Here is a 24,932-nt window from a genome sequence, read left to right on the forward strand (position 1 = left end):
GGGTCACGGCACCCGTCCGGGTGCACCCGGCTCGCGCCGTCGCCGGGGCGCGCTTCTCATGGGGTGTGATGCGACACACACCCCTGAGGAGGGACCTCCATGCCCGTAGCCGCCCGTGCTCGCCTGGTCCTCGCCGCTGCGACGTCCGTGGTCCTGGTGGCCACCGGGTGCAGCAGCAGCGGGGGAGGCGGTGGCAGCAGCTCGTCGGACGCCGGCAAGACGTTCAGCTACCAGAGCAATGAGCCGCAGAACCCGCTGCAGCCCGCCAACGCCAACGAGGTGGGCGGTGGCCGCATCATCCAGAACCTGTTCAAGGGGCTGGTGGACTACGACCCCAGCACGGCGAAGATCCGGATGCAGGTCGCGGACAAGATCGACACCAGTGACTCGCAGACCTTCAACATCACATTGAAGGACGGCTGGAAGTTCCACGACGGCACCCCGGTGCACGCCAAGAACTTCGTGGACGCCTGGAACTGGGGCGCCAACCCGGCCAACGCCCAGATCAACAGCTCCTGGTTCTCCGACATCGAGGGCTACCAGGACGTCCACCCGGCCACCGGCAAGGCGACCACGGACAAGATGTCCGGCCTGACCGTCACCGACGACCTGCACTTCACCGTCAAGCTCAGGAACAAGGTCTCGTACTTCGAGTACAAGCTCGGCTACATCGCCTTCTCGCCGCTGCCGGACGCCTTCTACTCGGACCCGGCCGGGTACGGGCAGAAGCCGGTGGGCAACGGCCCGTACCAGTTCGTCAGCTGGTCGCACAACACCGAGGTGGTCACCAAGACCTTCCCGGACTACCAGGGCGTGGACAAGCCGAAGAACGGCGGCATCGTCTTCAAGATGTACACCACGTCCGAGGCCGCCTACGCGGACCTCCAGTCCAGCAACCTCGACGTGATGGACCAGGTGCCGCCGTCGGCGCTGGCCAACTACAAGAACGACCTCGGCGACCGGGCCATCGACGCCCCGCAGGGCGCGATCCAGAACATCGGCTTCACGCTCTACCAGGCCGACTGGTCCTCGCCGGACAAGGCGAAGGTGCGCCAGGGCCTGTCGATGGCGATCGACCGGGACGTCATCACCAAGACGGTGCTCCAGGGCTCCCGCAAGCCCGCCACCGCCTGGGTCGCCGAGGGCGTCGAGGGCTACAAGGACGGCGCCTGCGGCGACTTCTGCAAGTTCGACGCGGCCAAGGCCAAGCAGCTGATCCAGGAGGGCGGCGGCGTCCCCGGCAACAAGCTGCTGATCACCTACAACGCGGACGGCGGCCACAAGGAGTGGGTCGACGCCGTCTGCAACTCGATCCGGCAGAGCACCGGCGTGGACTGCCTGGGCGACCCGAAGCCCGACTTCAAGACCGCCCGCGCGGCGATCACCGCGCACCAGCTCAACGGCGCCTTCCGTACCGGCTGGGTGCAGGACTACCCGCTGAACGCCAACTTCCTCTCCGACGTCTACCGCACCGGCGCGGCCTCCAACGACTTCGGCTACAGCAACCCGCAGTTCGACGACGCCGCCACCAAGGCCGACGAGGCCGCCAGCGTCGCCGACACGGTGACCGGCTACCAGCAGGCCGAGGCGGTGCTGCCGAGCGGCATGCCGGCCATCCCGCTCTGGTACTACCGCACCAACTCGGGCTACTCGAACAAGGTGCAGAACGTGAAGTTCGACTCCTTCGGCAACCCGGCCTGGACCCAGGTCGAGGTCAAGGGCTGACCCGCCCCCCACGCGGCCCCGTCCTCCCCGCACGGAGGGCGGGGCCCGGTTCTCCCGGCCGGTCGCCCCCGGCCGGTCACGCCCTGGAAGGAGGCTCGGATGGGCAGTTACGTGCTGCGGCGGGTGCTGCAGATGATCCCGGTGTTCTTCGGCACCACGCTGCTGATCTTCCTGATGGTCTACACGCTGCCCGGGGACCCGGTGACGGCGCTGTTCGGGGAGAAGGCGGCCGACCCGGCCGTGGTGGCCAGCATCAAGCACAAGTACTTCCTCGACCAGCCGGTCTGGAAGCAGTACCTGCACTACATGGCGAACCTGTTCCAGGGCGACTTCGGCACCAGCTTCACCGGGCGCCCGGTCTCGGACATCATGGCTGGGGCCTTCCCGGTCACCATCCGGCTCGCGCTGCTGGCCTTCGTGTTCGAGCTGATCCTCGGCCTCGCCCTCGGCCTGGTCTCCGGACTGTGGCGCGGCAGCATCGCCGACACCCTGGTGCTGGTGCTGACCCTGGTGGTGATCTCGATCCCGGTCTTCGTGCTGGCGTACATCGCGCAGACGGTCTTCGCCACCAATCTGGGCTGGGTCACCCCGACCGTGCAGGACAGCTACGACCTCTCCCAACTCGTCCTGCCCGCCGTGGTGCTGGGCTCGCTCTCGCTCGCCTACGTGGCCCGGCTGACCCGGACCTCGATCGGCGAGAACCTGCGGGCCGACTACATGCGCACCGCCGTCGCCAAGGGCCTGCCCCGGCGCACCATCATCCTGCGCCACCTGCTGCGCAACTCGCTGATCCCGGTGGTCACCTTCCTCGGCACCGACCTGGGCGCGCTGATGGGCGGCGCGATCGTCACCGAGGGCATCTTCAACGTGCAGGGCATCGGCAACGTCCTGTACCGGGCGATCAACACGAAGGAAGGGCCCACCGTGGTCGGCATCGTGACCGTCCTGGTGATCGTCTACCTGGTCGCCAGCCTGCTCGTCGACCTGCTCTACGCGGTCCTGGACCCGAGGATCCGCTATGCCTGACATCCACGACGAGGACTCGCCCAAGCCGCACCCCAAGCCCGGTGTCTCGCACCTGGACTACGCGGGCGAGCAGGGCATGGCGGTCGAGCTGGAGACCCTGGTCGAACCCGACGTGGAGAAGCGGGAGGAGGCCCGCAGCCTCTGGGGCGACGCCTGGCGGGACCTGCGCCGGCGGCCGATCTTCCTGATCTCCGCGGTGCTGATCCTGCTGCTGGTGGTGATGGCGGTCTTCCCGTACGCCTTCACCGACGCGGACCCGCGCAGGGCGGACCTGGTGAACAACTACCTGCGTCGGCCGGACTGGGGCGACGTCTTCGGCGCCGGCTGGTTCGGCTACGACGCCCAGGGCCGCTCCATCTTCGCCCGGGTCATCTACGGCGCCCGCGCCTCGATCACCGTCGGCATCTTCGTGACCGCCGCGGTGACCGTGCTCGGCGGGCTGACCGGCATGGTCGCCGGGTACTTCGGCGGCGCCGTGGACGCGGTGATCTCCCGGATCGTCGACATCTTCTTCGGCATCCCGCTGCTGCTCGGCGCCCTGGTGCTGCTGAACGCCTTCTCCACCCGCACGGTCTGGAGCGTGGTCATCGCCCTCGGCGTGCTCGGCTGGACCCAGATCGCCCGTGTCATGCGCGGCGCGGTACTGACCGTCAAGCAGGCCGACTACGTGGTGGCGGGCCGGGCGCTCGGCGCCGGGACGGGGCGGCTGATGTTCCGGCACATCCTGCCGAACGCGATCGCCCCGGTGATCGTGGTCGCCACCATCGCGCTCGGCGGCTACATCGCGGCCGAGGCCACGCTGAGCTTCCTCGGCATCGGCCTCCAGGACCCGACCATCTCCTGGGGCATCGACATCTCCTCCGCCCAGAAGGTGATCCGCACGGCGCCGTACGTGCTGTTCTTCCCGGCCGCGGCGCTCTCCGTCACCGTGCTGGCCTTCATCATGCTGGGCGACGCGGTGCGCGACGCCCTCGACCCGAAGCTTCGCTGAGCGAGGGGAGCGCATCGTGAGTACAGCTGTGGACGCCACCGGGCAGGAGCGGCAGACGCCCTACGAGGGGCCGCTGCTAGACGTGCGGGACCTGCACGTCGAGTTCGTCACCCGGGACGGCGTCGCCCGTGCCGTCAACGGGGTCAACTACAGCGTCCGGGCCGGGGAGACGCTGGCGGTGCTGGGCGAGTCCGGCTCCGGGAAGTCGGTGACCGCCCAGGCGATCATGGGCATCCTGGACATGCCGCCGGCCCGGATCCCGCGCGGGGAGATCCGCTTCCGGGGCCAGGACATGTTGAAGATGGGCAAGGAGGAGCGGCGCAGGATCCGCGGTCGGAAGATCGCGATGATCTTCCAGGACGCGCTGTCCGCGCTCAACCCGGTGCTCAGCGTGGGCTACCAGCTCGGCGAGATGTTCCGGGCGCACCAGGGCGTCTCCCGGGCCGAGGCGAAGGCCAAGGCCGTCGAGCTGATGGAGCGGGTGCGCATCCCGGCGGCCAAGCAGCGGGTGAACGACTACCCCCACCAGTTCTCCGGCGGCATGCGCCAGCGCATCATGATCGCGATGGCGCTGGCCCTGGAGCCGGACCTGATCATCGCCGACGAGCCCACCACCGCCCTGGACGTCACCGTCCAGGCCCAGGTGATGGACCTGCTGGCGGAGCTCCAGGCCGAGTTCCACATGGGGCTGATCCTGATCACCCACGACCTGGGTGTGGTCGCCGACGTCGCGGACAAGATCGCCGTGATGTACGCGGGCCGGATCGTCGAGACGGCGCCCGTGCACGAGCTGTACGCCCGGCCCGCGCACCCGTACACCCGGGGCCTGCTGGACTCCATCCCCCGGCTGGACCAGAAGGGCCAAGAGCTCTACGCCATCAAGGGCCTGCCGCCCAACCTGCTGCGGATCCCCAAGGGCTGCGCCTTCAACCCCCGCTGCCCGCGGGCCCAGGACGTCTGCCGGGCCGAGGTGCCGGAGCTGTTCCCGGTCACCGAGGAGGACGGCACCCCGCTGGAGGGCCGCGGCAGCGCCTGCTTCTTCTGGAAGGAGACCCTCCATGACCGTTAACGGGGCCAGCGCGTCGGGCGTGGCGGTGCCGGAGGAGGTCGCCTTCGAGCAGCCGGTGCCGCGCGGCGAGCCGATCCTGGAGGTCCGGGACCTGGTCAAGCACTTCCCGCTGACCAAGGGCGTGCTGTTCCGGAAGCAGGTCGGCGCGGTCAAGGCGGTGGACGGGGTCAGCTTCGACCTGATGCAGGGCGAGACGCTCGGCATCGTCGGCGAGTCCGGTTGCGGCAAGTCCACGCTGGCCAAGGTGCTGATGAACCTGGAGCCGGCCACCGGAGGGTCCGTCCGCTACAAGGGTGAGGAGATCTCCCGGCTCTCCGGGGCCGGGTTGAAGGCCGTCAGGCGCAACATCCAGATGGTGTTCCAGGACCCGTACACCTCGCTCAACCCGCGGATGACGGTCGGCGACATCATCGGCGAGCCCTTCGAGATCCACCCCGAGGTGGCGCCCAAGGGCGACCGCCGCAAGGCCGTCCAGGACCTGCTGGACGTGGTCGGGCTCAACCCGGAGTACATCAACCGGTACCCGCACCAGTTCTCCGGCGGCCAGCGCCAACGCATCGGCATCGCACGGGGGTTGGCGCTCAGGCCGGAGATCATCATCTGCGACGAGCCGGTCTCCGCGCTGGACGTGTCGGTCCAGGCACAGGTGATCAACCTGCTGGAGCAGCTGCAGGGCGAGTTCAACCTCTCGTACATGTTCATCGCCCACGACCTCTCCATCGTCCGGCACATCTCGGACCGGGTGGGGGTGATGTACCTGGGGAAGATGGTCGAGCTCGGCAGCGACCTGGAGATCTACGACCACGCGACCCATCCGTACACCCAGGCGCTGCTGTCGGCGGTGCCGGTGCCGGACCCGACGGCGCGCGAGAGCAGGGACCGGATCGTCCTCACCGGGGACGTGCCCTCGCCGGCCAACCCGCCCTCGGGGTGCCGGTTCCGCACCCGCTGCTGGAAGGCGCAGGAGCGCTGCTCGGTGGAGGTGCCGCTGCTGGCCGCGCCGGGCTGGCTGAGCGGGGCGGCGGTGCACGACTCGGCGTGTCACTTCGCCGCGGAGCGCGGGATCGGGCAGAGCGCGGCGGAGTGGGGGAAACGGCAGCCCGACGACGGCTCCGGCCAGGAGCCTTAGCGGTCGGTGCCACCCAGGGCGCGTCCTCGTACCGAGGGCGCGCCCTTCGCCGTGATGGAACCGAGATCTGCCGCACACTCCCCAAGTGAACGTCGTTCCTTGATAGTTGCTCTGCGCCAGGCGATGGTCGCGGCTGCGCTGAGGAGGGCTGCCCGGATGGATGCGGTCGAGGTGGTCGGCGGCGGACGGGAGAACCTGGTGCCCGGGACGCCGTTGCTGGAGGTCGAGGACCTGCACATCGAGTTCCACACCCGGGACGGTGTCGCCAAGGCCGTCAACGGGGTGAGCTACTCGGTGGCGGCGGGGGAGACGCTGGCGGTGCTGGGCGAGTCCGGCTCCGGGAAATCGGTCACGGCGCAGGCGATCATGGGCATCCTGGACGTGCCGCCCGGCCGGATCACCTCGGGGCGGATCCTGTTCCGGGGTGACGATCTGCTGACCATGAGCCCCCGGCTCCGGCGGACCGTCCGGGGCCGGCAGATTGCGATGATCTTCCAGGACGCGCTGTCCGCGCTCAACCCGGTGCTCAGTGTGGGCTACCAGCTCGGCGAGATGTTCCGGGTGCACCAGGGGTTCTCGCGTGCCGAGGCGAAGGTGAAGGCCGTCGAGCTGATGGAGCGGGTGCGCATCCCGGCGGCCAAGCAGCGGGTGAACGACTACCCGCACCAGTTCTCGGGCGGCATGCGTCAGCGCATCATGATCGCGATGGCGATGGCGTTGGAGCCGGACCTGATCATCGCCGACGAGCCCACCACCGCGCTGGACGTGACGGTGCAGGCCCAGGTGATGGACCTGCTGGCCGAGTTGCAGGCCGAGTTCAACATGGGCCTGATCCTGATCACCCACGACCTGGGCGTGGTCGCCGACGTCGCGGACAAGATCGCCGTGATGTACGCGGGCCGGATCGTCGAGACCTCCCCCGTGCACGAGCTGTACGCCCGGCCCGCGCACCCGTACACCCGGGGCCTGCTGGCCTCCATCCCCCGGCTGGACCAGAAGGGCCAGGACCTGCACGCCATCAAGGGCCTGCCGCCCAGCCTGCTGCGCATCCCGGAGGGCTGCGCGTTCAACCCCCGCTGCGACCGGGTGCAGGACCGCTGCCTGACCGAACTCCCGCCGCTGGTGCCGGTGGCGGACTCGGAGGGGGCCGAGCTGCCCGGCCGCCGCAGCGCCTGCCACTACTGGCGGGAGACCCTGCACGGCTGAGCCGGGGCGCTACTTGGTGAAGCCGACGTTCTCCCAGACGATGTCGGACAGGCCCTGGGCGCCGATATTGGCGAGGTCGGCGCGGGCGCCGTACAGCTGCGGGCGCTGGTAGAGCGGCAGGATGCCGGCCACCTTCCAGAGCTCGCCGTCGGCCTGGTTGATCGCCTCGGAGGCGGTGCCGGCGTCGGTCGCGCCGGCGGCCCGGTCGAGCGCGGCGTCCACCGCGGGACTGCCGGCGCCGGCCCGGTTGGAGGAGCTGTTCTGGACGTAGCTCGCGCGGCTGCCGCTGGCCGGGAACGGGGTGCCGAGCAGCGCGTAGACGGCGATGTCGAAGTCGTCGCGGTTGACGTACTTGTCGAAGAACTCGTTGGCGGCGGCGGTCACCGGGGTGACCTTGACGCCGACGTCCTTGAGCATCTTCGACACGGAGGCCGTCTCGTTCTGGGCCACGGCCACCCCGGCGGGGACGACCATCCGCAGGTTCAGCTCGCGGCCGTCCTTCTTCCGTACGTCGCCGTCGAGCTTCCAGCCCGCCGCGTCCAGCTTGCGGGCGGCCTCGGCCGGGTCGAAGCGGGACAGCCCCAGGGAGTTGTCGCGGTAGCCGTTCTGGTTGGCGACCAGCAGGTGGTTGTTGAGCGGGACGGCGGGCCAGTCCAGGCCGTTGAGGTCGGTGCGGATCAGGGCGTCCCGGTTGATCGCCTGGAAGACGGCCTGGCGGACGGTCGGGTCGGCGAGCACGGGGTTGCGGGCGTTCAGGGTGAGCTGCCGGAAGTCCGGCCCGCCGGCCCGGCGCACGGCCGCGCCCTTGGTGTTCTTGATGACCTGGTAGCCGGCCAGGTCCGGGCCGTTGTTGAGGAGGTCGATCTCGCCCTTGGCGAAGGCGGTGCGCATCGCGTCGGGCAGCATGGCGTGGAAGACGATCCGGTCCAGCACCGGCCTGTCGCCCCACCAGGCCGGGTCGGCGACCAGGGTGACGGTCTGCGCCGACGGGTCCAGCCGCTCGACCTTGAAGGGGCCGGCGGTGAGCGGGATGGCGTCCAGGTAGGCCGAGTTGAACAGTTCCGGGGTGGACACCTTGCTCGCGGGCAGCAGCGGCGCGTTGGCGGCGCCGTTGAACATCGACTGCCACTCGGAGAACGGCCGGTCGAAGGTCATCACGGCCTGGAAGTCGTCCTTGCCCCGCTCGACCGAGCTGACCAGCTCGAAGCCGGAGGTGCTGGACGGCCGGTACGCCGGGTCCTTGCCGTTCATGGCGCGCCAGTTGGCCTCGATGTCGCGCCAGGTGATCGGGGTGCCGTCGGACCAGTGGGCCTTCGGGTTGAGCGTCCAGGTGACCACCTGGTGGCCGTCCCTGACCTCGGCGTGGGCCTCCTGGAGGTACGCCGGGTTGACGGTCTGGGTGCCTGCCGCGTCGGAGCGGAAGAAGGTCGGCAGCAGCGGCTTGCTGACCGCGACGGTCGAGGACTCGGTGCCGTCGGTGTGGATCGGCGACCACTGGTGGGAGAACTGGGAGATCGCCAGGTTCAGGGTGCCGCCCTGGCGCAGCTGGGCGCGGTCGTGGGCGTTGATGTCGACCGAGGTCAGCTTGGGCATCCCGGTGGCGGCGATCGGGGCGTCCGCGGCGGCGCCGTCCGACCCCGCGGAGCAGGAGCAGAGCGCGAGGGAGAGCGTCAGGGCGGTGAGACCGGCGAGCAGTGCCGTCCGGTGGTGCTGGAGGCTGCGGCGGCCCATCGTGGTGGCTCCCGGGGTGACTGTGACGGATGGTGTGGCGTCACATCTTGCTGACCGGGAGGGGGAGTTGTCGAGGGGCGGGGCGGCCGCATCCTTGCGGTGCGGCGGGCCCGCCCCTCGTTCGTGCCCGGTTCGTCGGCCGACGCCGCCGGACGGTGGTGCCGTCCGGCGGCAGGCGCCCGGCGTCGGGTGTCAGGCGCCGGGCGCCTCGGGTCAGGCGACGGTGAACTTGAAGGTGCGTTCCTTGTCGCCGGTCTTGTCGAACAGCGAGGTGACGGCGTCCGCGACGTCCTGCGGGGTGATCGCGGCGGTCTGGCCGTTCTTCTTGGCCTTCACCTTGTCGAACGCGCCGTTGAGCTGGGAGCCCAGCGCGTCGAGGTCCCACTTGGGCGCGATCTTGCCGGAGGCGTCCGGGGTCAGGGTGAGCGCCTTGGCCGCGGTCTTCGGGCCGAAGTCCCAGGTCTTGGCGCCCGCCACGATGTGGATCTTCCCGCTGGTCACCTGCTTGCCGAGGCTGTCCGCGGCGGCCTGGAGGGCCTGGGTGGAGACCTTCGGCTGGGCGGCCGTGACGGCCAGGGCGATCGGCTGGTCCGGCTTGCCGGCGGCGCGGTCGCGGTAGGCCTGCTCGACCACGTCCAGCGCGGCGTTGGTGTCCACCGCCTGACCGGCCTTGCCGGGGACCACGACCGGGTCGCCGTTGTCGGCGAACTTGACGTAGCCCTCCTGGAGGCCCTGGCCCGAGCCGGCCGCCAGCGAGTCCAGCGCGGCCTTGAGCTTGGCACGGTCGACCCGGACCTCCGGGGCGACGGCCTTGGTGCCGCCCTGGATCGACTTGATCACGTCGACCGGGTTGTAGCTGTGCGCCGCGAGGCCGTCCACGGTGGCCGTGGTGTCGAAGCTCAGGCCGGCGACCGTCGGGTCCAGGTCGACGCTCTGGTCGCCGATCTTGAGCTTGAGCGGCTGCTGCCCGGCCTTGCCGACCGAGGCGTCCAGTGCGTGGATCGCCTGGTCGCGGCCGTTGCCGCCGATGTCCGTGCCGAGCACCACGGTGCCCTTGGGGATGTCGGACTGGTTGAGCATCAGGCCGGTGCCGTACGCGGCGGCGCCGAGGAAGAGCACCCCGCCGACGGCGTAGACGCCGAGCTTGACCAGCTTCTTCGGACCGCCGCGCTTGGCCTTCGCCTTGCCCTTGGCCGGGGCGGCCGGCTCGGCCTTGTCCTTGGCGGGCGCGGGGCCGGCCGTGGGGGCCGGCCCGGGGACGGCGCCGGGGAGGAACGGGGCGGCGTCGACCTGACCGCCGGGGCCGCCCGTCGCGGCCTGGGGGCCGGGGGCGGGCAGCGGGGTGACCTCGGTGGCCTCCGGGTCGCGACCCGCCCGCCGGGGTCCGCCGGGGGCGGGCTGCGGGGCAGGCTGGGCGGCGGGCTGGGGTGCGCCCGGGAAGAGCCCGCCGGGGCCCGTCGGGGCGGCGAAGGGGTCCTGGCCGGGGGCGGCCGGGCGCTGGGTGGCGAACGGGTCGGTGCCGGTCGGGGCCGAGGCGAACAGGCCCGGCTGCGGACGGCCGTCGGCACCCTGCGGGGCGGTGCCGTTCGAGGCGGCGCCGTTCGGAGTGGTGCCGTTCGAGGCGGTGCCGTTCCGGGGCAGGCCGGGTATGGCGGCCGGGGGTGCGTCGTGCTCGCGGATCGGCGCGAAGCCGTCCACCGAGGTGTCCTCCGGGCCGGGCCCGGCCTGCGGGAAGCCGCTCTGCGGGAACCCGCCCTGCTGGGGGCCGCCCTGCTGGTGCGGCGACGGCTGCTGCGGACGGCTGCCACGCGGGCCGCGCTGGTCACCGCGGCCGCGCGCACCGGCGGCGGGGCCGGTCGGGCCGGTCGGGGCGAACGGGTCGGCGACCGGTGCGAACGGGTCGGCGCTCTCGTACACCCCCGGCTCCTCGGCCGGGCCCCCGGCGCCGTAGGGCGAGGCGGGGTCGGCCGGGGCGGCGCCCTGGCGCGGGGCCTGGCCCCGGGTGGGCAGCGGGCGGCCGTTCGGCCGGGGGGCGCCGGCGTCCGGAGCCGGGCGGGCACCGTTCGGGGCGGCCTGCGGCCGGGCCTCGGCGCCGGGGCCGGGCACGGCCGGGGCCTCCGGCGTGCTCGGGGCGCTCGGGGCGCCGACCGGCACAGCGGCCGGGGCGGGCTCGGCGGCCGGGGCCTTCTTCTGCCGCGGTCGGAACCACGCGCCGGTGGACTCGGACTCCGAGGTCGCCGGCGGGATCGGCGGGATCTGCCACTCCGGCGGCAGGTTCGGCGGGGTGGCGGAGCCGGAGCCGCCCTCCATCACGCCGAGGACGGGCGAGGCGGGCGCGGAGCGGTGCCGCGGGCCGCCCGGCTCGGCGCCGGGCGCGAACGGGTCGGCCGGGCCGTCGTCGCCCCGGGCGGTCTCGTTCTTGACGGTGCTGCGGACGACGACCGGCGGGATCGGGCGCGAGCCGGGGATGTTGATCCGGACCCGGGTGGTCAGGGTGGTCTCGGTCTTCGGACCGTCGTCCTCGCCGCCCGACCCGGTCTCGGTGCCGGCCCGGTCGCCGCCGGGGCCCGCCGGGGTGCCGTAGGGCGGCGTGCCCGACGGGTAGGCGTCCGGACCCGTGCGCCGGGGCGTCGGGTTGGCGTTGTCAGATTCGCGGCTGCTCAATGCTGCTCTGCTCCGGGTTCGCGGGCGGGCCGTGCGGCGCGACCGCGGTTCGTGGTCGCCGGGCCTGGGGCAAACGGCGGTCGGGTACGACGTACTGCGGGACCACCATACTGGGAAGAACTGAGCGGTGAACGGCTTCGGACAGATCCTGATACGTCCGGTTCCTCCGGTATGAGAGTACGGCGGAGTGGTCCTGACTGCGCGTTGTGTGCGCTACCGTACGCGGCCGCCCGCCCGGTTCAGCGCTTGGGGCTGGGCACGCCGGGGAACCAGCTGGTGCGGGTGGGCAGGGTGGCGCAGATCACGCCCAGGATCGAGCCGACGAACAGCCAGGCCAGCGATGTGGCGTTGGACCAGAGCACGTTGTCGCCCTCCGGCCGGGGCACCATCAGCAGCAGGATCGCCATGAACCAGCCGCCCGCGGGCACCGCGGCGCCCAGCTTGGTACCGGTGACCCGCAGGCCGGCGTAGAAGGTCGCGGCGGTGGCGGCGAGCGCCAGCAGAACTCCCACGGGCGGCCACAGGGCCTGCACAAAGGATCCGCACACCGACACCGCGATGCCCAGCAGGAAGAACAGGACATACGCCGCGATCCGGGCGGCGCGCGGGGGTTGGGGCTCGGCCAGCCGCTCCTCGCGGGTGCCGAGGACGGTCACCGCGATCGAGCGGCTCTTCGGCTTGGCGGCGGGTGCGGTCATCGGGCGTTCCCCTCGCTCGGAATCGGGTCGGCGGCCAGGCCTGCCGGGTCGGTCGCCGTGGGGTCAGTCGCCGGGTCCGCCGGGTCCGCCGCCGGGTCCGCGGCCGGGTCCGCGGCCTCGGTGTCGAGGCCCGCGAAGAGGTCGCGCTCGGGCCGCTCCGGCCCGGCCTGGCCGCGCACCAACTGGTAGTACTCGGTGGCGAACAGCGGCTGGCCGAGGTGGTTGGAGAGCGCGAAGGAGTCACCGGCCACGGTGATCTGGGTGGCGTGCGCGGTCAGTGCGGCGGCCTTGCGGGCGGCGTAGCCGGTGCCGTCCAGCACGGTGGTGACCACCTCGTCGGCCACCACCCCGGGGACGTCGGAGGGTTGCGCGACGCCCGGGAAGCGCGCCTCGGCGGCGGTGGCGGCGAGGCCGGCGTCCAGCACCGAGCGGGGCATCCGGTTCCAGTACACCTTGGCGATCCGCCAGGGAGCGCCCGCCTCCGGGGCGTACGCCGGGTCGGCGGCCAGCTCGTACGCGCGCATCGCGACCCGGTGCGCCTGGATGTGGTCCGGGTGCCCGTAGCCGCCGTTGTCGTCGTACGTGACCAGCACCTGCGGCCGCACCTCGCGGACCACCGCGACCAGGTGGCCCGCCGCCTCGTCCACGTCCGCCCGCCAGAAGCAGCCGGGGGCGTCGTTCTCGGGCACGCCCATCATCCCGGAGTCGCGGTAGCGCCCCGGCCCGCCGAGGAAGCGGAAGTCCGTGACGCCGAGGGCGCGCATTGCCTCGGTCAGCTCGCCGATCCGGTGGGCGCCGAGGGTGTCGTCCCGATCGGCCGTCAGGTGGGCCAGCCCGGGCGGGATCACCTCGCCGCCCTCGCCGAGGGTGCAGGTCACCAGCGTCACCCGGGCGCCCTCGGCGGCGTACCTGGCCATGGTGGCGCCGTTGCCGATCGACTCGTCGTCGGGATGGGCGTGCACCAGGAGGAGGCGGCGGCCGGTAGTCGCGGTCATGGGAGGAAGCCTAGCCACCGGCCGGAGGGGTCAGAGCTTGAGGCCGTTGATCATCCCGGCGAGGTTGCTGGTGACCTGGCTGATCGACGGTGCGATCGAGCTGGAGGCCAGGTAGAAGCCGAGCAGTGCGCAGACGATCGCGTGCGCCAGCTTGAGGCCGGAGCGGCGGATCAGCACCACCACGATGACGAGCATCAGCACGGCTGCGGAGATGTTCATGGCCATGTGGGCTCATACCCCTTCTCGGGCGCCGGCCCCCTGGGGGAGGGCGGCGGTGGGACCGTACGGGAATCGGGGCCGGGTGGCCGGCGGGCCCGGGACGGGGCCCGACGATCACTCGCCTGACCAGTCATACCCGATGGGTAAGGGGAGCATTACATTCAGTGAGTCCGCGCGCGCCGGGGCAACGGGGCACTCGTGGGGCGCACGGGCCGGTCGGAGGGGGTGTGGGGCCCTTCGGGGCGTACTCGGAGGTGATGCTCCGAACGAGTGATCGCCAGTCACCCGGCCGTGGCAGTCGCCCGTCGTAGGGTCTGGTGCCATGACCTCCCACACTCCTGCGGACACCTTCCCCCGGCAGTACGCGCGGACCCTGCGCTACACCGTCGGCGCCCCCCGCTCCTTCTCCGTCGCACCGGACGGCTCGCGGGTCGTCTTCCTGCGCTCGCGCTCCGGCAGCGACCGGGCCAACCTGCTCTGGACCCTCGACACCGCCACCGGCGAGGAGCGGATCGCCGCCGACCCGGCGGTGCTGCTCGGCGGCGGCGAGGAGGACCTCTCGCCGGCCGAGAAGGCGCGCCGCGAGCGCAGCCGGGAGAGCTCGGCCGGCATCGTCGGCTACGCTCTGGACGCCGCCGGCGACCGGGCGGCCTTCGCGCTCTCCGGCCGGCTGTTCACCGCCGACCTGACCGCCGGCACCACCGCCGAACTGCCCGCCGTGGGCCCGCTGCTGGACCCGCGGCTGTCCCCGGACGGCGCCCACGTCGCCTACGCCAACACCGCCGGCGAACTGCGGCTGACCCGTACCGACGGCAGCGGCGACCGGGCGCTCGCCGAGCCGGACGGCCCGAACGTCACCTGGGGCCAGGCCGAGTTCATCGCCCAGGAGGAGATCGACCGCACCCGCGGCTTCTGGTGGTCCCCGGACGGCGAGCGGCTGCTGGCCGAGCGCGCCGACGACAGCCCGGTGCGCCGCTGGTGGATCGCCGACCCGGCCAACCCGGACCGCGAGCCCGCCGAGGTCGCCTACCCGGCGGCCGGCACCGCCAACGCCGAGGTCGGGCTCTGGGTGCTCGACCTGCACGGCGGACGCACCGAGGTCTCCTGGGACCACGCGGCCTTCCCGTACCTGGCCCGGGTGCACTGGTCCGAGGGCGGCGTGCCGCTGCTGCTCGTCCAGTCCCGGGACCAGCGCGCCCAGCGGATCCTCGGCGTGGACGTGGCCACCGGCGCCACCGAGGTGCTGTTCGAGGAGCACGACGAGGTCTGGCTGGAGGCCTTCCCGGGCGTGCCGGCCTGGACCCCGGACGGCAAGCTGGTCCGGATCTCCGACCAGGGCGGGGTGCGGGCACTGGTGGTCGGCGACCAGGCCGTCACCGGGGCCGACCTGCACGTGCGGGCGGTGGTCGCGGTCACCGCGCGGGAGGTGTTCTTCAGCGCCTCCGGCGGCGCCGAGGAGACCGACCCCGAGCCCGGCTGGATCGCCGTCGGCCGGATCAGCCACGACGGCAAGGAACTGGCCTGGGAGTCCGCCAACGGCCGCCCGTTCACCTCCGTCACCAGTGCGGTGCACGCCGGCGGGATCACCGTCCGGGCCACCGCCGAGCCCGACCTGCCCGGCACGCTGGTGCAGGTCGCCCGCGACCTGCCGGAGGGCGTGGTGGTCGACGACGTCGCCACCATCGCCTCGTACGCCGAGACCCCGGCCATCACCGCCCGCCCGGTCTTCCGCTTCGCGGGCGAGCGCCGCATCCCGGCCGCCGTGTTCCTGCCCACCGGCTACGACCGCGAGCGCGACGGCCTGCTGCCCGTCCTGATGGACCCGTACGGCGGCCCGCACGGCCAGCGCGTCGTCCAGGCGCACAACCCGCACCTCAACTCCCAGTGGTTCGCCGACCAGGGCTTCGCGGTGGTCGTCGCCGACGGGCGCGGCACCCCCGGGCGCGGACCGGCCTGGGAGAAGTCCATCGCCTTCGACTTCGCCGGGGCCACCCTGGACGACCAGGTGGAGGCGCTGCGGGCGCTGGCCGGCGAGTTCCCGCTGGACCTCGACCGGGTCGCGATCCGCGGCTGGTCGTACGGCGGCTACCTCGCCGCGCTCGCCGTGCTGCGCCGCCCCGACGTGTTCCACGCGGCGGTGGCCGGGGCCCCGGTGACCGACTGGGAGCTGTACGACACCCACTACACCGAGCGCTACCTGGGCCACCCGGCCGAGCGGCCCGAGGTGTACGCGGCGAACTCGCTCAACGGGTACGCGGCCGGGCTGGAGCGCCCGCTGATGATCATCCACGGTCTGGCCGACGACAACGTGGTGGCCGCCCACACCCTGCGGCTCTCCTCGGCGCTGCTGGCCGCCGGGCGCCCGCACACCGTGCTGCCGCTGTCGGGCGTCACCCACATGACGCCGCAGGAGGAGGTCGCGGAGAACCTGCTGCTGCTCCAGGTCGACTTCGTGAAGCGCTCGCTGGGCCGCTAGGCGCCCCGGGCCGGGCCGTCGTGCCCGCGGCATGACATCCGTCATACCGAAGGCACGACGGCCGGCACTGCCGCCGGCCCCGGCCCGGGCGGGACCCTGGTCCGGTGCGGACAGCTCCGCACCGGACACCACCAGGGAGAGGAGCCGGGCGATGGTTACCGAGGTGGCCGCCTTCCGCGGCGTCGGCAAGAGCTACGGGCGGGTGCGCGCCGTGGACGGGCTGGACCTCGTGCTGCGGCCGGGCGAGACCGTCGCCCTGCTCGGCCCGAACGGCGCCGGGAAGTCCACCAGCCTGGACCTGCTGCTCGGCCTGCGCGAACCCGACCAGGGCAGCGTCACGCTGTTCGGCGGCACCCCGCGGGCGGCGATCGCGGACGGGCGGGTCGGCGCGATGCTGCAGTCCGGCGGGCTGATGACCGACGTCAAGGTCCGCGAGCTGGTCGAGCTCGCCTGCAAGGTGCACCCGCGCGGTCGGTCGGTCACGGGGGTGCTGACCGACGCCGGGATCACCGAGATCGCCGAACGCCGGGTGGACAAGCTGTCCGGCGGCCAGGAGCAGCGGGTCCGTTTCGCCCTGGCGATCGCCGGCGACAGCGACCTGATCGTGCTGGACGAGCCCACCACCGGGATGGACGTCAGCGTCCGGCAGGCGTTCTGGGCGAGCATGCGCGCCCAGGCCGACTCCGGGCGCACGGTGCTGTTCGCCACCCACTACCTGGAGGAGGCCGACTCGATCGCCGACCGCGTCCTGGTGCTGCACCGGGGCCGGCTGATCGCCGACGGCAGCTCCGCGGAGATCAAGGCGCGCGCCGGGGCCCGTCGGATCGCCTTCGAGCTCCACGACGCCGACCTCCCCGCGGACGTCCGCTTCGACGAGGCCGTGCTGCGCTCCCTGCCGGGCGTGCAGGCGCTGGACGTCACCGCAAGGGTCCCGGGGGTGCGGACGGTGCGGATCCGGACCGCGGACGCCGACGCCGGCGTCGCCGGGATCTACCGGGCGGGCCTGTACCCGCGCGGCCTGGAGGTCACCGGGGTCGGCCTGGAACAGGCCTTCCTGACCATCACGGGCGAGCTGGACCGCCGGGCCGACGCCGAGAAGGAGAGCGTGCGATGACCACCCTGATCAAGCTGGAGATCCTGCGGACCCTCCGCAACCGGCGCTACCTGTTCTTCACCGTGCTCTACCCGGCGCTGATGTACGTCTTCTTCATCAACGCCTACGGCTCCGGCAACCAGGCCGGCGGCCTGCCCGTGAAGACCTACTTCATGGTCTCGATGGCCACCTTCGGCGCGGTCGGCGCGGTGCTCACCGGCAACGCGCAGCGGATCTCGCTGGAGCGCAAGAGCGGCTGGACGCGCCAGCTGCGGCTGACCGCGCTGCCCGGCCGGGCGTACACCGTCGGCAAGATCGCGGCGACCGCGGTGACCACGCTGCCGGCGATCCTGGTGGTCTTCGCGGCCGGGGCCGTCCAGGGCGTCTCGCTGAGCGTGCCGCAGTGGATCGGGCTGGCGGCCGCGCTCTGGCTGGGCAGCTTCGTCTTCGCCGCGCTGGGGGTGGCGCTGGGCTACGCGGCGGCGCCGGACGCGGTGCAGCCGATCGTGATGATCACCTACATGGCGATGGCGCTGCTCGGCGGCACCTGGTTCCCGGTGAGCGGCTCGCTGGAGACCTTCGCCCGGTTCAACCCGGTGTTCCTGTACAACAAACTGGCCACCTTCACCCAGCCCGGGCACTCGCTGGACCTGGCCGCGGTCGCCGGCCTGGCCGCCTTCTTCGCGGTGTTCGTCGCCGGCGCAGCGGTGCTGTACCGGCGTGACGCCCGCCGGGCATGATGATCACCATGACCGACGAGCACCGGACCGACCGCCCCGACGAACCGGTGGAGGCCGGTCCGGCGCGCGCCTCCTTCATGAACGTCCCGGGCGCCCCGGTGGAGACCCGGCGGCAGATGACCGTCAAGGTCGCCTGGATGCTGCTGTGGATGACCTACCTGGCCTACCCGGCGAGCAGCCTGCTGAACGGCCGCCACAGCGGGGCCGAGCAGGTCTTCGGCTGGGTCTGCCTGGCGGTCTTCGTGGTCGCCTACGTCCTGCTGGTGATCTTCCGCTCGCAGGCGGGGATGAAGCCGCGGGCCTGCCAGGTGACCGTCGGGACGATGGTCGTGCTCGCGGTGGCCTCCGCCGCGGTGCTCGGCGGCGAGTTCCTGACCATGTTCATCTACGCCTCGGTGTGCCTCGCGGTGATCACCCCGGTGAAGCACGCGCTGCGCGCCCTGGTCGCGATGGCCCTGCTCACCGCCGGGACCGGCCTGGCGATCCACGCCGACAACGACAGCACCACCACCTTCGCCCTCAGCGCCTTCCTCTCCGGCGTCGCGATGACCGGCCTGCAGCGGCTGGTCGCCACCATGAACGAACTGCGCGAGGCCCGGGCCGCCGTCGCCCACCTGGCCGCCTCCGAGGAGCGGCTGCGGCTCGCCCGCGACCTGCACGACCTGCTCGGGCACTCGCTCTCGCTGATCACCCTCAAGAGCGAGCTGGCCGGCCGGTTCATGGACGCGGGCAAGGACGAGGCGGCGCGGGCGCAGGTCGCCGACATCGAGCAGGTCGCCCGGCAGTCGCTGATCGACGTGCGGGAGGCCGTGACCGGCTTCCGCCGCCCCACCCTGCCGGTCGAACTCGCCGCCGCCCGTACGGCGCTGGCCGCTGCGCAGGTCCGGCTGGAGGCCGCGCCGTCGCTGGTGGACGCCTGGCCGTCGCTGGCCACCGAGGAGGCGGGCGCGCTGGCCTGGGCGCTGCGCGAGGCGGTCACCAACATCGTCCGGCACGGCGAGGGGGCCACCGTCTGCACGGTGACGGCGGACGAGAGCTGGGACGGCGGCGGCGAGCGGTACGCCGTCCTGGAGATCACCGACAACGGTCCCGGCCCGGGCAAGTCCCAGCCGGGCAACGGCCTGTCGGGCCTGGAGGAGCGCCTCGCCCTGGTCGGCGGCCGGCTGGAGACCGGCCCGGGGGAGCGCGGCAAGGGCTTCCGCGTCCGGGCCTCGGTACCCCTACGAACGGCACCCGCACCGGCCCCCGGGGCCTCGAAGGTGCCCTGAGGCACCGGGGTCAGGCGCCGGCGAGGGAGCGGTGGTAGCGGCGGCCGGGGCGGTCATCGAGGAGGCACTCCCCGGTGGCCGTGAAGCCGTTGCGGGTGAGGACGGCCTGGGAGGCCGGGTTGTCGAGGGTGGTGGCGGCCGTCAGCGAGTGGAGGCCGTAGTCGTGGGCGGCGAGGCGGCGGGCCAGGCCGACGGCGGCGGTGGCGATGCCCCGGCCCGCCGCGGACTCGGCGACGCGGTAGCCGAGTTCGGCGCTGCCGTCCACGAGGTCCAGCAGATTGAGCCGGCCGACCAGCGTGCCGTCCGCGTCGAGGACGAGGTGGAAGCGGCAGACGCCCGCCGCCTGTTCGGCGAGCAGGGCGGCGTGCCGGGCCGGGAACTCGGCGAAGTAGGCGTCGCCGCGGTCCGGGACGGTACGGGCGAACCAGGCGCGGTTGGCGAGTTCGAAGGCGAGCACGGCGTCGGCGTGGTCGGGGCGCAGTGGTTCCAGGGTCAGCATCCGGTCAGTCTGCTGCGCAGGGCCTCGGTGAACCACTCGAATACCTCCCGCAGGCCTTGACGGAGAGTCCGGTGTGCCGGGAGAGGTCGCCGATCGAGTAGAGCGTTTCGCTGCCGTCCATGGGCGCCACTGCCGGGTCTCCCCCTGCCGGAGGCTCAAGTCCTTCCCCCTCTAAGGTCGTGGCCATGGGTACTGCAGAGAACGGCCCCTCGATCCGCGTGCTGCTCGCCGAGGACCAGGGGATGGTCCGGGAGGCGCTGGCGGCGCTGCTCGGCCTGGAGGGGGACATCGACGTCGTGGCGCAGGTCGGCCGCGGGGACGAGGTGGTGGCGGCGGTGCTGGCGAACGAGGTGCAGGTCGCCGTGCTGGACATCGAGATGCCGGGGATGACGGGCATCGAGGCGGCCGCCGAGCTGCGCAGCCGGGCGCCGGGGACGCGGGTGGTCATCGCGACGACCTTCGGCCGTCCCGGCTACCTGCGCCGGGCGATGGAGTCGGGGGCGGACGCCTTCCTGGTGAAGGACGCACCGGCGTCCGAGCTGGCCGAGGCGATCCGCCGGGTGCTGCGCGGCGAGCGGGTGATCGACCCGGTGCTGGCGGCGGCCGCGCTGGCCGAGGGCGCCAACCCGCTGACCGCGCGCGAGCGGGACGTGCTGGGCGCGGCCGCGGACGGCGCGGTGAACGCGGACATCGCCAGGCGGCTGCACCTGTCGGAGGGGACGGTCCGCAACTACCTCTCGATGGCGATCCAGAAGACCGAGGCCCGCAACCGCACCGAGGCGGTCCGGATCGCCCGCGAGAAGGGCTGGCTGTGACCGTCCGGGCAGAGGTCGGGTCAGCCGTCGGTCAGTTGAGCCGGTGGCGGGCCGCCCGGGCCTCCTGGCGGACCTTGGCGGCGGTGTCCGGGTCGAAGGCGTCCAGGATCCGCGCGTAGTCGTCCATCTCCGCCGAGCCGCCGAGGAAGTCGCCCATCCGCACCAGGAGTTCGGCCCGTTCCAGGCGGAGCTGGGCCGGGTGCCGGGGGAGCAGCAGGGCGAGTTCGGTGGCCCACAGCTGGGTGCGGGCCTGTTCGGGCCGGTCGGCGGCCCAGGCCCGGATGTTGCCGAGCACCCGCAGCACGATGTCCAGCGGCTGGGCGGGGGTGAGCAGCGCGGGGGTGAAGTCGTGTCCGGAGGCGGCGACCAGGCGTTCGACGTCGGCGGGGTCGAGCAGTCGCCCGCCGTGGAAGGGGTCGGCGAGGACGTACTCCTCGCCGCCGGCCGGGCCGCCGACCGCGACGATGAAGTGACCGGGCAGGGCGATGCCGTGCACGGTGAGCCCGGCCCGGCGGCCGACGGCCGTCCACACCAGCGAGAGCATGATCGGCAGTCCGCGCCGGCGCCGCAGCACGTCGGGCAGCAGGGAGGACTCCAGCCGGCGGTAGTCGGACTGGCGTCCGTGGAAGCGCTCCCGGCCGCCGAGCACGGCGGCGAGCAGCGCGGCGGTCTCCTCCGGCCCGGACGGCGAGCGTTCGGCCACGGCGAGCCGGACGGCGGCCGCGTGCCGGTCGAGCGCGGCCTCGCAGGCGGCCAGCAGGGTGTCCACGCCGGGCGGCTCGCCCGGATCGCCCGGGTCGAGGACCGGGTCGTGCTCGGCGGCGGCGAGCAGGCAGAGCAGCACCGGGTCGGGCTGCTCGGAGCGGGCGGCGGTCCGGAAGCGGTCTCTGCTGTGCTCGGTCACGGTGACGGCGACGGCCTTCGTACGACGGACGGACAAGCGGACATACCAGGATGGAACGGTCGGTCGGCTACTCCTGGGGGAGGAGCGCGTAGTGGTAAGTGTGACTGGTCGTGAAGCCGAGTCCGTCATAGAGCGCCCTCGCACCGTCGTTCTCCGCCTCGACCTGCAGGTACGCGCCGCTCGCCCCCTCCTCCGCCGCACGGGCGGCGAGCACCGCCATCACCGTGGTCGCCAGTCCGGCCCGCCGGGCGTACGGCTGGACCTCGATCGCGCCGAAGCCGGCCCACGGGCCGTCGATGACGCAGCGTCCGATCGCCAGCGGTGGCTGCCCGGGGGCGCCGGGGACGCTGGCGAACCAGACCGAGGGGCCGCCGTGCAGCACCCGGCGGGCCGCCTCCTCCACGGCCGGGTCCCCGCTCACCCGCCGGTACAGCGACATCCAGTCGGTGTCCACCGTCCGGGCGAGCCGGACCCGCTCGTGCCCGGCGCCGGTCCGGGCGAGCGCGGCGAGCGGGGCGGTGCGCACCAGGGTGGGGGCGTACCCGGCGCCCAGCCGGTCGAGTTCGCCGCGCAGCTCCTCGGGCGAGCCGGGGCTAATTACCTCGACGTAGGCGGGCAGCCCGCGCGCCGCGTACCAGGACCGGACGGCGGCCAGGGCCTCGGGCAGCGGCACGCCGGGATCGCCGAGCGCCTGGACGGAGTTGGCCCGCCGGGTGAACCCGGCGGCCGCGCGCAGCGTCCACTGGCCGAGCGCCTCCTGCTCGACGGCCGGCCAGCCGCGCCCGGCGGTCCGCTGGAGTTCGACCGGCGTGGCGGCGGGCAGCGGCGCGCGCCGCGCCGGGAAGGGCGGCACGACCTTGCCCGCGACCAGCAGCTTCTCCGGGAAGCTCACCGGACCGCCGGAACGGGGCTCGACCGTGAGCCCTTGATCGTCCCACGATGTGAGCACGCCGATCACATCGCGGAACACCGGACGGTCGCCCACGAACTCCGAGAGGCGTCGCACGGAGACCCGAAGTCCCACGTCAGAGGGATCTATCCGGACTTCCGGGCGCCGTTCCAGCTGGTCTCGGGTCATGATCCGGCCACCTCCTGTGCATTTGCCTGCTCCGACCCGCGATACTAGGTGCGGGCATCGACGACGCCGCGCTCACACCGCGCACGGCAGCAGAACAGCACGGGCCACCAGGCCCTTCCGAGGAGGAACGACAGCGTGACCTACGTCATCGCGCAGCCTTGTGTCGACGTGAAGGACAAGGCGTGCATCGAAGAGTGCCCGGTTGACTGCATCTACGAGGGCCAGCGCTCCCTCTACATCCACCCGGATGAGTGTGTCGACTGCGGCGCGTGCGAGCCGGTCTGCCCGGTCGAGGCGATCTTCTACGAGGACGACACTCCGGAGGAGTGGAAGGACTACTACAAGGCGAACGTCGAGTTCTTCGACGACCTGGGCTCGCCCGGCGGCGCCTCCAAGCTCGGCCTGATCGAGCGGGACCACCCGTTCATCGCCGCGCTGCCGCCGCAGAACGCCGACCACTGACGATCGGTGGCTACTGAGCTGTGAACACCAACAGCACGCGCGCGCCGTTCCCGGGTCACCCGGGGGCGGCGCGCCGCGTTTCCGACCGGCTCCCGGTCTTCCCCTGGGACAAGCTGGAGCCCTACAAGGCCACCGCCGTCGCCCACCCCGGCGGCCTCTGCGACTTCTCCGTCGGCACCCCGGTGGACCCGGTCCCCGAGCTGATCCAGAAGGCGCTGGCGGCCCACACCGACACGCCGGGCTACCCGACCGTCTGGGGCCCGCTGGAGCTGCGCGAGGCGATCGCCGGCTGGCTGAACCGCCGCTGCGGCGCCGAGATCGGCCCGCGGGCCGTGCTGCCGACCGTCGGCTCCAAGGAGCTGGTGGCCTCGCTGCCGACCCAGCTCGGTCTCGGCCCCGGCGACCAGGTCGCCTACCCGCGGCTGGCCTACCCGACCTACGAGGTGGGCGCCCGGCTGTGCGGCGCCGAGCCGGTCGAGTACGACTCGGTGGACGAGCTGGACGGCTCCCGGGTGCGGCTGCTCTGGGTGAACTCGCCGTCCAACCCGACCGGCCGGGTGCTCGGCGCGGACGAACTGCGCCGCGCCGTCGAGTGGGCCCGGGAGCACCGGGTGCTGCTGGTCAGCGACGAGTGCTACTTCGAGCTGGGCTGGGAGGCCGAGCCGGTCTCCGTCCTGCACCCGGACGTCTGCGGGGCCGACCACGAGGGCCTGCTGGCCGTCCACTCGCTCTCCAAGCGCTCCAACCTGGCCGGCTACCGCGCGTCCTTCGTGGCGGGCGACCCGGTGGTGGTCGAGGAGCTGCTGGGACTGCGCAAGCACGGCGGCATGATCGTGCCGGCGCCGGTCCAGGCGGCGACGATCGCGGCGCTCGCCGACGACGCGCACGTGGCCGAGCAGCGGGAGCGGTACGCGGCCCGGCGCTCGGCGCTGCGGGCGGCGCTGGAGGCGTACGGCTTCCGGGTCGAGCACTCGGAGGCGAGCCTGTACCTGTGGGCGACCCAGGACCGCCCGTGCTGGGAGACCGTGGCCGAACTGGCCGGGCTGGGCATCCTGGTGGCGCCCGGTGACTTCTACGGGCCGTCCGGCGCCGGCTTCGTCCGGGTCGCGTTCACCGCGACCGACGAGCGGGTCGCCGCGGCCGTGGAGCGGCTGGCCGCGGCGCGCTGACGGCGGGTACGACGGAGGGGCCGGTGTTCCGAGACGGAACACCGGCCCCTCCCGCGCGTGCGGACCGCGGCGGGGGCTGCCGCGGTCGACCGCGGGTCTAGAGCGGCAGGCCGCTGATGCTGCCGCCGTTCACGCCGCCCAGCAGGCCGCCGACCGGGCCGAGCGAGTTGGTGAGGCCGGACAGCGGGTTGTTCGGGCCGAGGTCGGCGCCGCCGAGCCGGTTGGCCGAGCCGTGCTCGGCCAGGCCGAGGACGTCGGTGGCGGGCAGGCCGCCGGGCAGCGCGTGCTCGACCGAGCCGAGCGGCAGGGCGCGCTCCACGGCGCTGGTGGGCAGCGCGTCGGTGACGGCGCCGGTGCTGGGGACGGCTCCGGAGAGCTTGTCGGCCCCGGGCAGCGCGTGGGCGAGCGCACCGGCCTGGCCGAGGCCGCCGACCGGGCTGCTGCCCGCGTTGGCGCTGCGGGTGCCCATGGCCTTGCCGGTGACGGCCTCGCCGAGCTTGCCCGCGAGCGCCGAGGCGACCTTCGGGGTGACGGCGGAGAGCTGGCCGGTGGTGGCGGCGGTCTGGTCCACCGGGGCGGTCAGCGAGCTGGCCTTCTCGTTCGCCTCGGGGAGCTGGTGGGCGACGATGTTCCCGGCGGCGTCGGCGGAGGCCGGTACGCCGGCGGCGACGGTGGCCGCGCCGGTGGTGCCGGCGGCCTGGCCGAGCTGGTGGGTGGTGTGCTGCAGGGTGGAACCGGTGTCGGTGTTGGTCAGCTGGCCCAGCGGCGCCGCGAGGTCGCTCTTGGGAAGCAGGGCGTCCCCGCCCAGGGCGGACGCGGAGCCGGCCGCGACCAGCGGGGTCGCTCCGGCGGCCACGACGAGCGCGGCCTGGGCGATCCGGCGCGTGAGGGGGTGAGACATGAGGCTCCTCGAAGGGGTCTGGGTCCGTCCCGTCCGCCGGGTGGACGTTCCGGGTGCGGACGGGACCTGGCGGA

The 24,932-nt window shown here is 73.0% G+C and carries 22 protein-coding genes; 13 read left to right on the plus strand and 9 right to left on the minus strand.

Annotated elements, in window-relative coordinates; genetic code table 11:
* The first annotated feature begins 99 nt into the window (after positions 1-99).
* From ACZ4W5_RS07980 to ACZ4W5_RS08005, 6 genes are all read left to right on the plus strand, one after another.
* Positions 100-1,725 (plus strand): peptide ABC transporter substrate-binding protein, encoded by a 1,626-nt coding sequence (locus ACZ4W5_RS07980; protein ID WP_360230908.1) that lies wholly within the window; start codon positions 100-102, stop codon positions 1,723-1,725.
* A 99-nt stretch (positions 1,726-1,824) separates the two neighbouring features.
* Positions 1,825-2,751, plus strand: coding sequence for an ABC transporter permease (locus ACZ4W5_RS07985; protein WP_360230906.1), 927 nt, complete (start codon positions 1,825-1,827; stop codon positions 2,749-2,751).
* Positions 2,752-2,827: 76 nt separating this feature from the next.
* Positions 2,828-3,742, plus strand: a complete 915-nt coding sequence (locus ACZ4W5_RS07990) for an ABC transporter permease (protein ID WP_360231295.1) — start codon at positions 2,828-2,830, stop codon at positions 3,740-3,742.
* Positions 3,743-3,758: 16 nt separating this feature from the next.
* The gene (locus tag ACZ4W5_RS07995; RefSeq protein WP_360230904.1) at positions 3,759-4,811 is read left to right on the plus strand and encodes an ABC transporter ATP-binding protein; all 1,053 of its coding nucleotides are present in this window, start codon (positions 3,759-3,761) and stop codon (positions 4,809-4,811) included.
* The gene (locus tag ACZ4W5_RS08000) at positions 4,801-5,940 is read left to right on the plus strand and encodes an ABC transporter ATP-binding protein (RefSeq protein ID WP_465653547.1); all 1,140 of its coding nucleotides are present in this window, start codon (positions 4,801-4,803) and stop codon (positions 5,938-5,940) included. The genes ACZ4W5_RS07995 and ACZ4W5_RS08000 overlap by 11 nt, the downstream gene beginning before the upstream one ends.
* A 156-nt stretch (positions 5,941-6,096) precedes the next feature.
* Entirely contained in the window at positions 6,097-7,146 is a 1,050-nt protein-coding gene (locus tag ACZ4W5_RS08005) for an ABC transporter ATP-binding protein (RefSeq protein WP_465653548.1), read from the plus strand.
* A gap of 9 nt (positions 7,147-7,155) precedes the next feature.
* On the opposite strand, the gene ACZ4W5_RS08010 is transcribed toward ACZ4W5_RS08005, so the two are convergent.
* The 5 genes from ACZ4W5_RS08010 to ACZ4W5_RS08030 form a co-directional block, all read right to left on the minus strand.
* A complete protein-coding gene (locus ACZ4W5_RS08010) occupies positions 7,156-8,877 on the minus strand; it encodes an ABC transporter family substrate-binding protein (RefSeq protein ID WP_465653549.1) in 1,722 nt (573 codons plus the stop codon).
* Between the two features lie 213 nt (positions 8,878-9,090).
* A complete protein-coding gene (locus ACZ4W5_RS08015; protein WP_465653550.1) occupies positions 9,091-11,541 on the minus strand; it encodes a peptidoglycan binding domain-containing protein in 2,451 nt (816 codons plus the stop codon).
* A 239-nt stretch (positions 11,542-11,780) separates the two neighbouring features.
* Positions 11,781-12,239, minus strand: a complete 459-nt coding sequence (locus ACZ4W5_RS08020; protein ID WP_360230894.1) for a DUF6113 family protein — start codon at positions 12,237-12,239, stop codon at positions 11,781-11,783.
* Complete coding sequence (mshB, locus tag ACZ4W5_RS08025; protein ID WP_465653551.1) at positions 12,236-13,234, minus strand: N-acetyl-1-D-myo-inositol-2-amino-2-deoxy-alpha-D-glucopyranoside deacetylase; 999 nt, start codon at positions 13,232-13,234, stop codon at positions 12,236-12,238. Before mshB ends, ACZ4W5_RS08020 begins: the two co-directional genes overlap by 4 nt.
* Positions 13,235-13,264: 30 nt before the next feature.
* The gene (locus ACZ4W5_RS08030; protein WP_030062563.1) at positions 13,265-13,459 is read right to left on the minus strand and encodes a DUF2304 family protein; all 195 of its coding nucleotides are present in this window, start codon (positions 13,457-13,459) and stop codon (positions 13,265-13,267) included.
* A gap of 316 nt (positions 13,460-13,775) precedes the next feature.
* Between ACZ4W5_RS08030 and ACZ4W5_RS08035 the strand changes: the two genes are divergently transcribed.
* The 4 genes from ACZ4W5_RS08035 to ACZ4W5_RS08050 all read left to right on the plus strand — a co-directional run bounded on the left by ACZ4W5_RS08035 (position 13,776) and on the right by ACZ4W5_RS08050 (position 19,030).
* On the plus strand, positions 13,776-15,929 hold the full coding sequence (locus tag ACZ4W5_RS08035) for a S9 family peptidase (RefSeq protein WP_465653552.1): 2,154 nt from the start codon (positions 13,776-13,778) through the stop codon (positions 15,927-15,929).
* A 151-nt stretch (positions 15,930-16,080) separates the two neighbouring features.
* Entirely contained in the window at positions 16,081-17,043 is a 963-nt protein-coding gene (locus tag ACZ4W5_RS08040) for an ABC transporter ATP-binding protein (RefSeq protein WP_360230888.1), read from the plus strand.
* Positions 17,040-17,762 carry an ABC transporter permease gene (locus tag ACZ4W5_RS08045; RefSeq protein ID WP_465653553.1) on the plus strand — a complete coding sequence of 241 codons (723 nt, stop codon included), beginning with the start codon at positions 17,040-17,042 and terminating at the stop codon, positions 17,760-17,762. Before ACZ4W5_RS08040 ends, ACZ4W5_RS08045 begins: the two co-directional genes overlap by 4 nt.
* 8 nt (positions 17,763-17,770) lie before the next feature.
* The gene (locus ACZ4W5_RS08050) at positions 17,771-19,030 is read left to right on the plus strand and encodes a sensor histidine kinase (RefSeq protein WP_465653554.1); all 1,260 of its coding nucleotides are present in this window, start codon (positions 17,771-17,773) and stop codon (positions 19,028-19,030) included.
* Between the two features lie 10 nt (positions 19,031-19,040).
* Here ACZ4W5_RS08050 and ACZ4W5_RS08055 read toward each other — a convergent pair whose 3' ends face one another.
* Complete coding sequence (locus tag ACZ4W5_RS08055; RefSeq protein ID WP_465653555.1) at positions 19,041-19,529, minus strand: GNAT family N-acetyltransferase; 489 nt, start codon at positions 19,527-19,529, stop codon at positions 19,041-19,043.
* Positions 19,530-19,714: 185 nt separating this feature from the next.
* Here ACZ4W5_RS08055 and ACZ4W5_RS08060 point away from each other — a divergent pair, with 185 nt between their 5' ends.
* Positions 19,715-20,344 carry a response regulator transcription factor gene (locus ACZ4W5_RS08060; protein ID WP_360230878.1) on the plus strand — a complete coding sequence of 210 codons (630 nt, stop codon included), beginning with the start codon at positions 19,715-19,717 and terminating at the stop codon, positions 20,342-20,344.
* Between the two features lie 31 nt (positions 20,345-20,375).
* Here ACZ4W5_RS08060 and ACZ4W5_RS08065 read toward each other — a convergent pair whose 3' ends face one another.
* Both ACZ4W5_RS08065 and ACZ4W5_RS08070 read right to left on the minus strand, forming a co-directional pair.
* On the minus strand, positions 20,376-21,284 hold the full coding sequence (locus ACZ4W5_RS08065; RefSeq protein ID WP_375884759.1) for a transglutaminase family protein: 909 nt from the start codon (positions 21,282-21,284) through the stop codon (positions 20,376-20,378).
* 31 nt (positions 21,285-21,315) lie between these two features.
* Positions 21,316-22,326 (minus strand): GNAT family N-acetyltransferase, encoded by a 1,011-nt coding sequence (locus tag ACZ4W5_RS08070; protein ID WP_465653556.1) that lies wholly within the window; start codon positions 22,324-22,326, stop codon positions 21,316-21,318.
* A 135-nt stretch (positions 22,327-22,461) separates the two neighbouring features.
* Here ACZ4W5_RS08070 and fdxA point away from each other — a divergent pair, with 135 nt between their 5' ends.
* Together fdxA and dapC are read left to right on the plus strand one after the other, a co-directional pair.
* The gene (fdxA, locus tag ACZ4W5_RS08075) at positions 22,462-22,788 is read left to right on the plus strand and encodes a ferredoxin (RefSeq protein WP_030287402.1); all 327 of its coding nucleotides are present in this window, start codon (positions 22,462-22,464) and stop codon (positions 22,786-22,788) included.
* Between the two features lie 20 nt (positions 22,789-22,808).
* Entirely contained in the window at positions 22,809-23,957 is a 1,149-nt protein-coding gene (gene dapC / locus ACZ4W5_RS08080; protein ID WP_465653557.1) for a succinyldiaminopimelate transaminase, read from the plus strand.
* 97 nt (positions 23,958-24,054) lie between these two features.
* Here the strand turns inward: dapC and ACZ4W5_RS08085 are convergent, their stop codons facing one another.
* The gene (locus tag ACZ4W5_RS08085; protein ID WP_465653558.1) at positions 24,055-24,858 is read right to left on the minus strand and encodes a hypothetical protein; all 804 of its coding nucleotides are present in this window, start codon (positions 24,856-24,858) and stop codon (positions 24,055-24,057) included.
* Positions 24,859-24,932 lie beyond the last annotated feature (74 nt).

The organism is Kitasatospora sp. NPDC029367 (assembly GCF_055569135.1).

Excerpts from the sequence above, each read along its gene's own strand:
- ACZ4W5_RS08000 (WP_465653547.1), top strand. The coding sequence starts at position 4,801 with ATGACCGTTAACGGGGCCAGCGCGTCGGGCGTGGCGGTGCCGGAGGAG.
- ACZ4W5_RS08085 (WP_465653558.1), bottom strand. The coding sequence starts at position 24,858 with ATGTCTCACCCCCTCACGCGCCGGATCGCCCAGGCCGCGCTCGTCGTG.
- ACZ4W5_RS08045 (WP_465653553.1), top strand. The coding sequence starts at position 17,040 with ATGACCACCCTGATCAAGCTGGAGATCCTGCGGACCCTCCGCAACCGG.
- ACZ4W5_RS08010 (WP_465653549.1), bottom strand. The coding sequence starts at position 8,877 with ATGGGCCGCCGCAGCCTCCAGCACCACCGGACGGCACTGCTCGCCGGT.
- ACZ4W5_RS07980 (WP_360230908.1), top strand. The coding sequence starts at position 100 with ATGCCCGTAGCCGCCCGTGCTCGCCTGGTCCTCGCCGCTGCGACGTCC.
- ACZ4W5_RS08070 (WP_465653556.1), bottom strand. The coding sequence starts at position 22,326 with ATGACCCGAGACCAGCTGGAACGGCGCCCGGAAGTCCGGATAGATCCC.
- mshB (WP_465653551.1), bottom strand. The coding sequence starts at position 13,234 with ATGACCGCGACTACCGGCCGCCGCCTCCTCCTGGTGCACGCCCATCCC.
- ACZ4W5_RS07985 (WP_360230906.1), top strand. The coding sequence starts at position 1,825 with ATGGGCAGTTACGTGCTGCGGCGGGTGCTGCAGATGATCCCGGTGTTC.
- ACZ4W5_RS08005 (WP_465653548.1), top strand. The coding sequence starts at position 6,097 with ATGGATGCGGTCGAGGTGGTCGGCGGCGGACGGGAGAACCTGGTGCCC.
- ACZ4W5_RS08030 (WP_030062563.1), bottom strand. The coding sequence starts at position 13,459 with ATGGCCATGAACATCTCCGCAGCCGTGCTGATGCTCGTCATCGTGGTG.
- ACZ4W5_RS08035 (WP_465653552.1), top strand. The coding sequence starts at position 13,776 with ATGACCTCCCACACTCCTGCGGACACCTTCCCCCGGCAGTACGCGCGG.
- ACZ4W5_RS08060 (WP_360230878.1), top strand. The coding sequence starts at position 19,715 with ATGGGTACTGCAGAGAACGGCCCCTCGATCCGCGTGCTGCTCGCCGAG.
- ACZ4W5_RS08040 (WP_360230888.1), top strand. The coding sequence starts at position 16,081 with ATGGTTACCGAGGTGGCCGCCTTCCGCGGCGTCGGCAAGAGCTACGGG.
- ACZ4W5_RS08050 (WP_465653554.1), top strand. The coding sequence starts at position 17,771 with ATGACCGACGAGCACCGGACCGACCGCCCCGACGAACCGGTGGAGGCC.
- ACZ4W5_RS07990 (WP_360231295.1), top strand. The coding sequence starts at position 2,828 with ATGGCGGTCGAGCTGGAGACCCTGGTCGAACCCGACGTGGAGAAGCGG.
- ACZ4W5_RS08020 (WP_360230894.1), bottom strand. The coding sequence starts at position 12,239 with ATGACCGCACCCGCCGCCAAGCCGAAGAGCCGCTCGATCGCGGTGACC.
- ACZ4W5_RS08055 (WP_465653555.1), bottom strand. The coding sequence starts at position 19,529 with ATGCTGACCCTGGAACCACTGCGCCCCGACCACGCCGACGCCGTGCTC.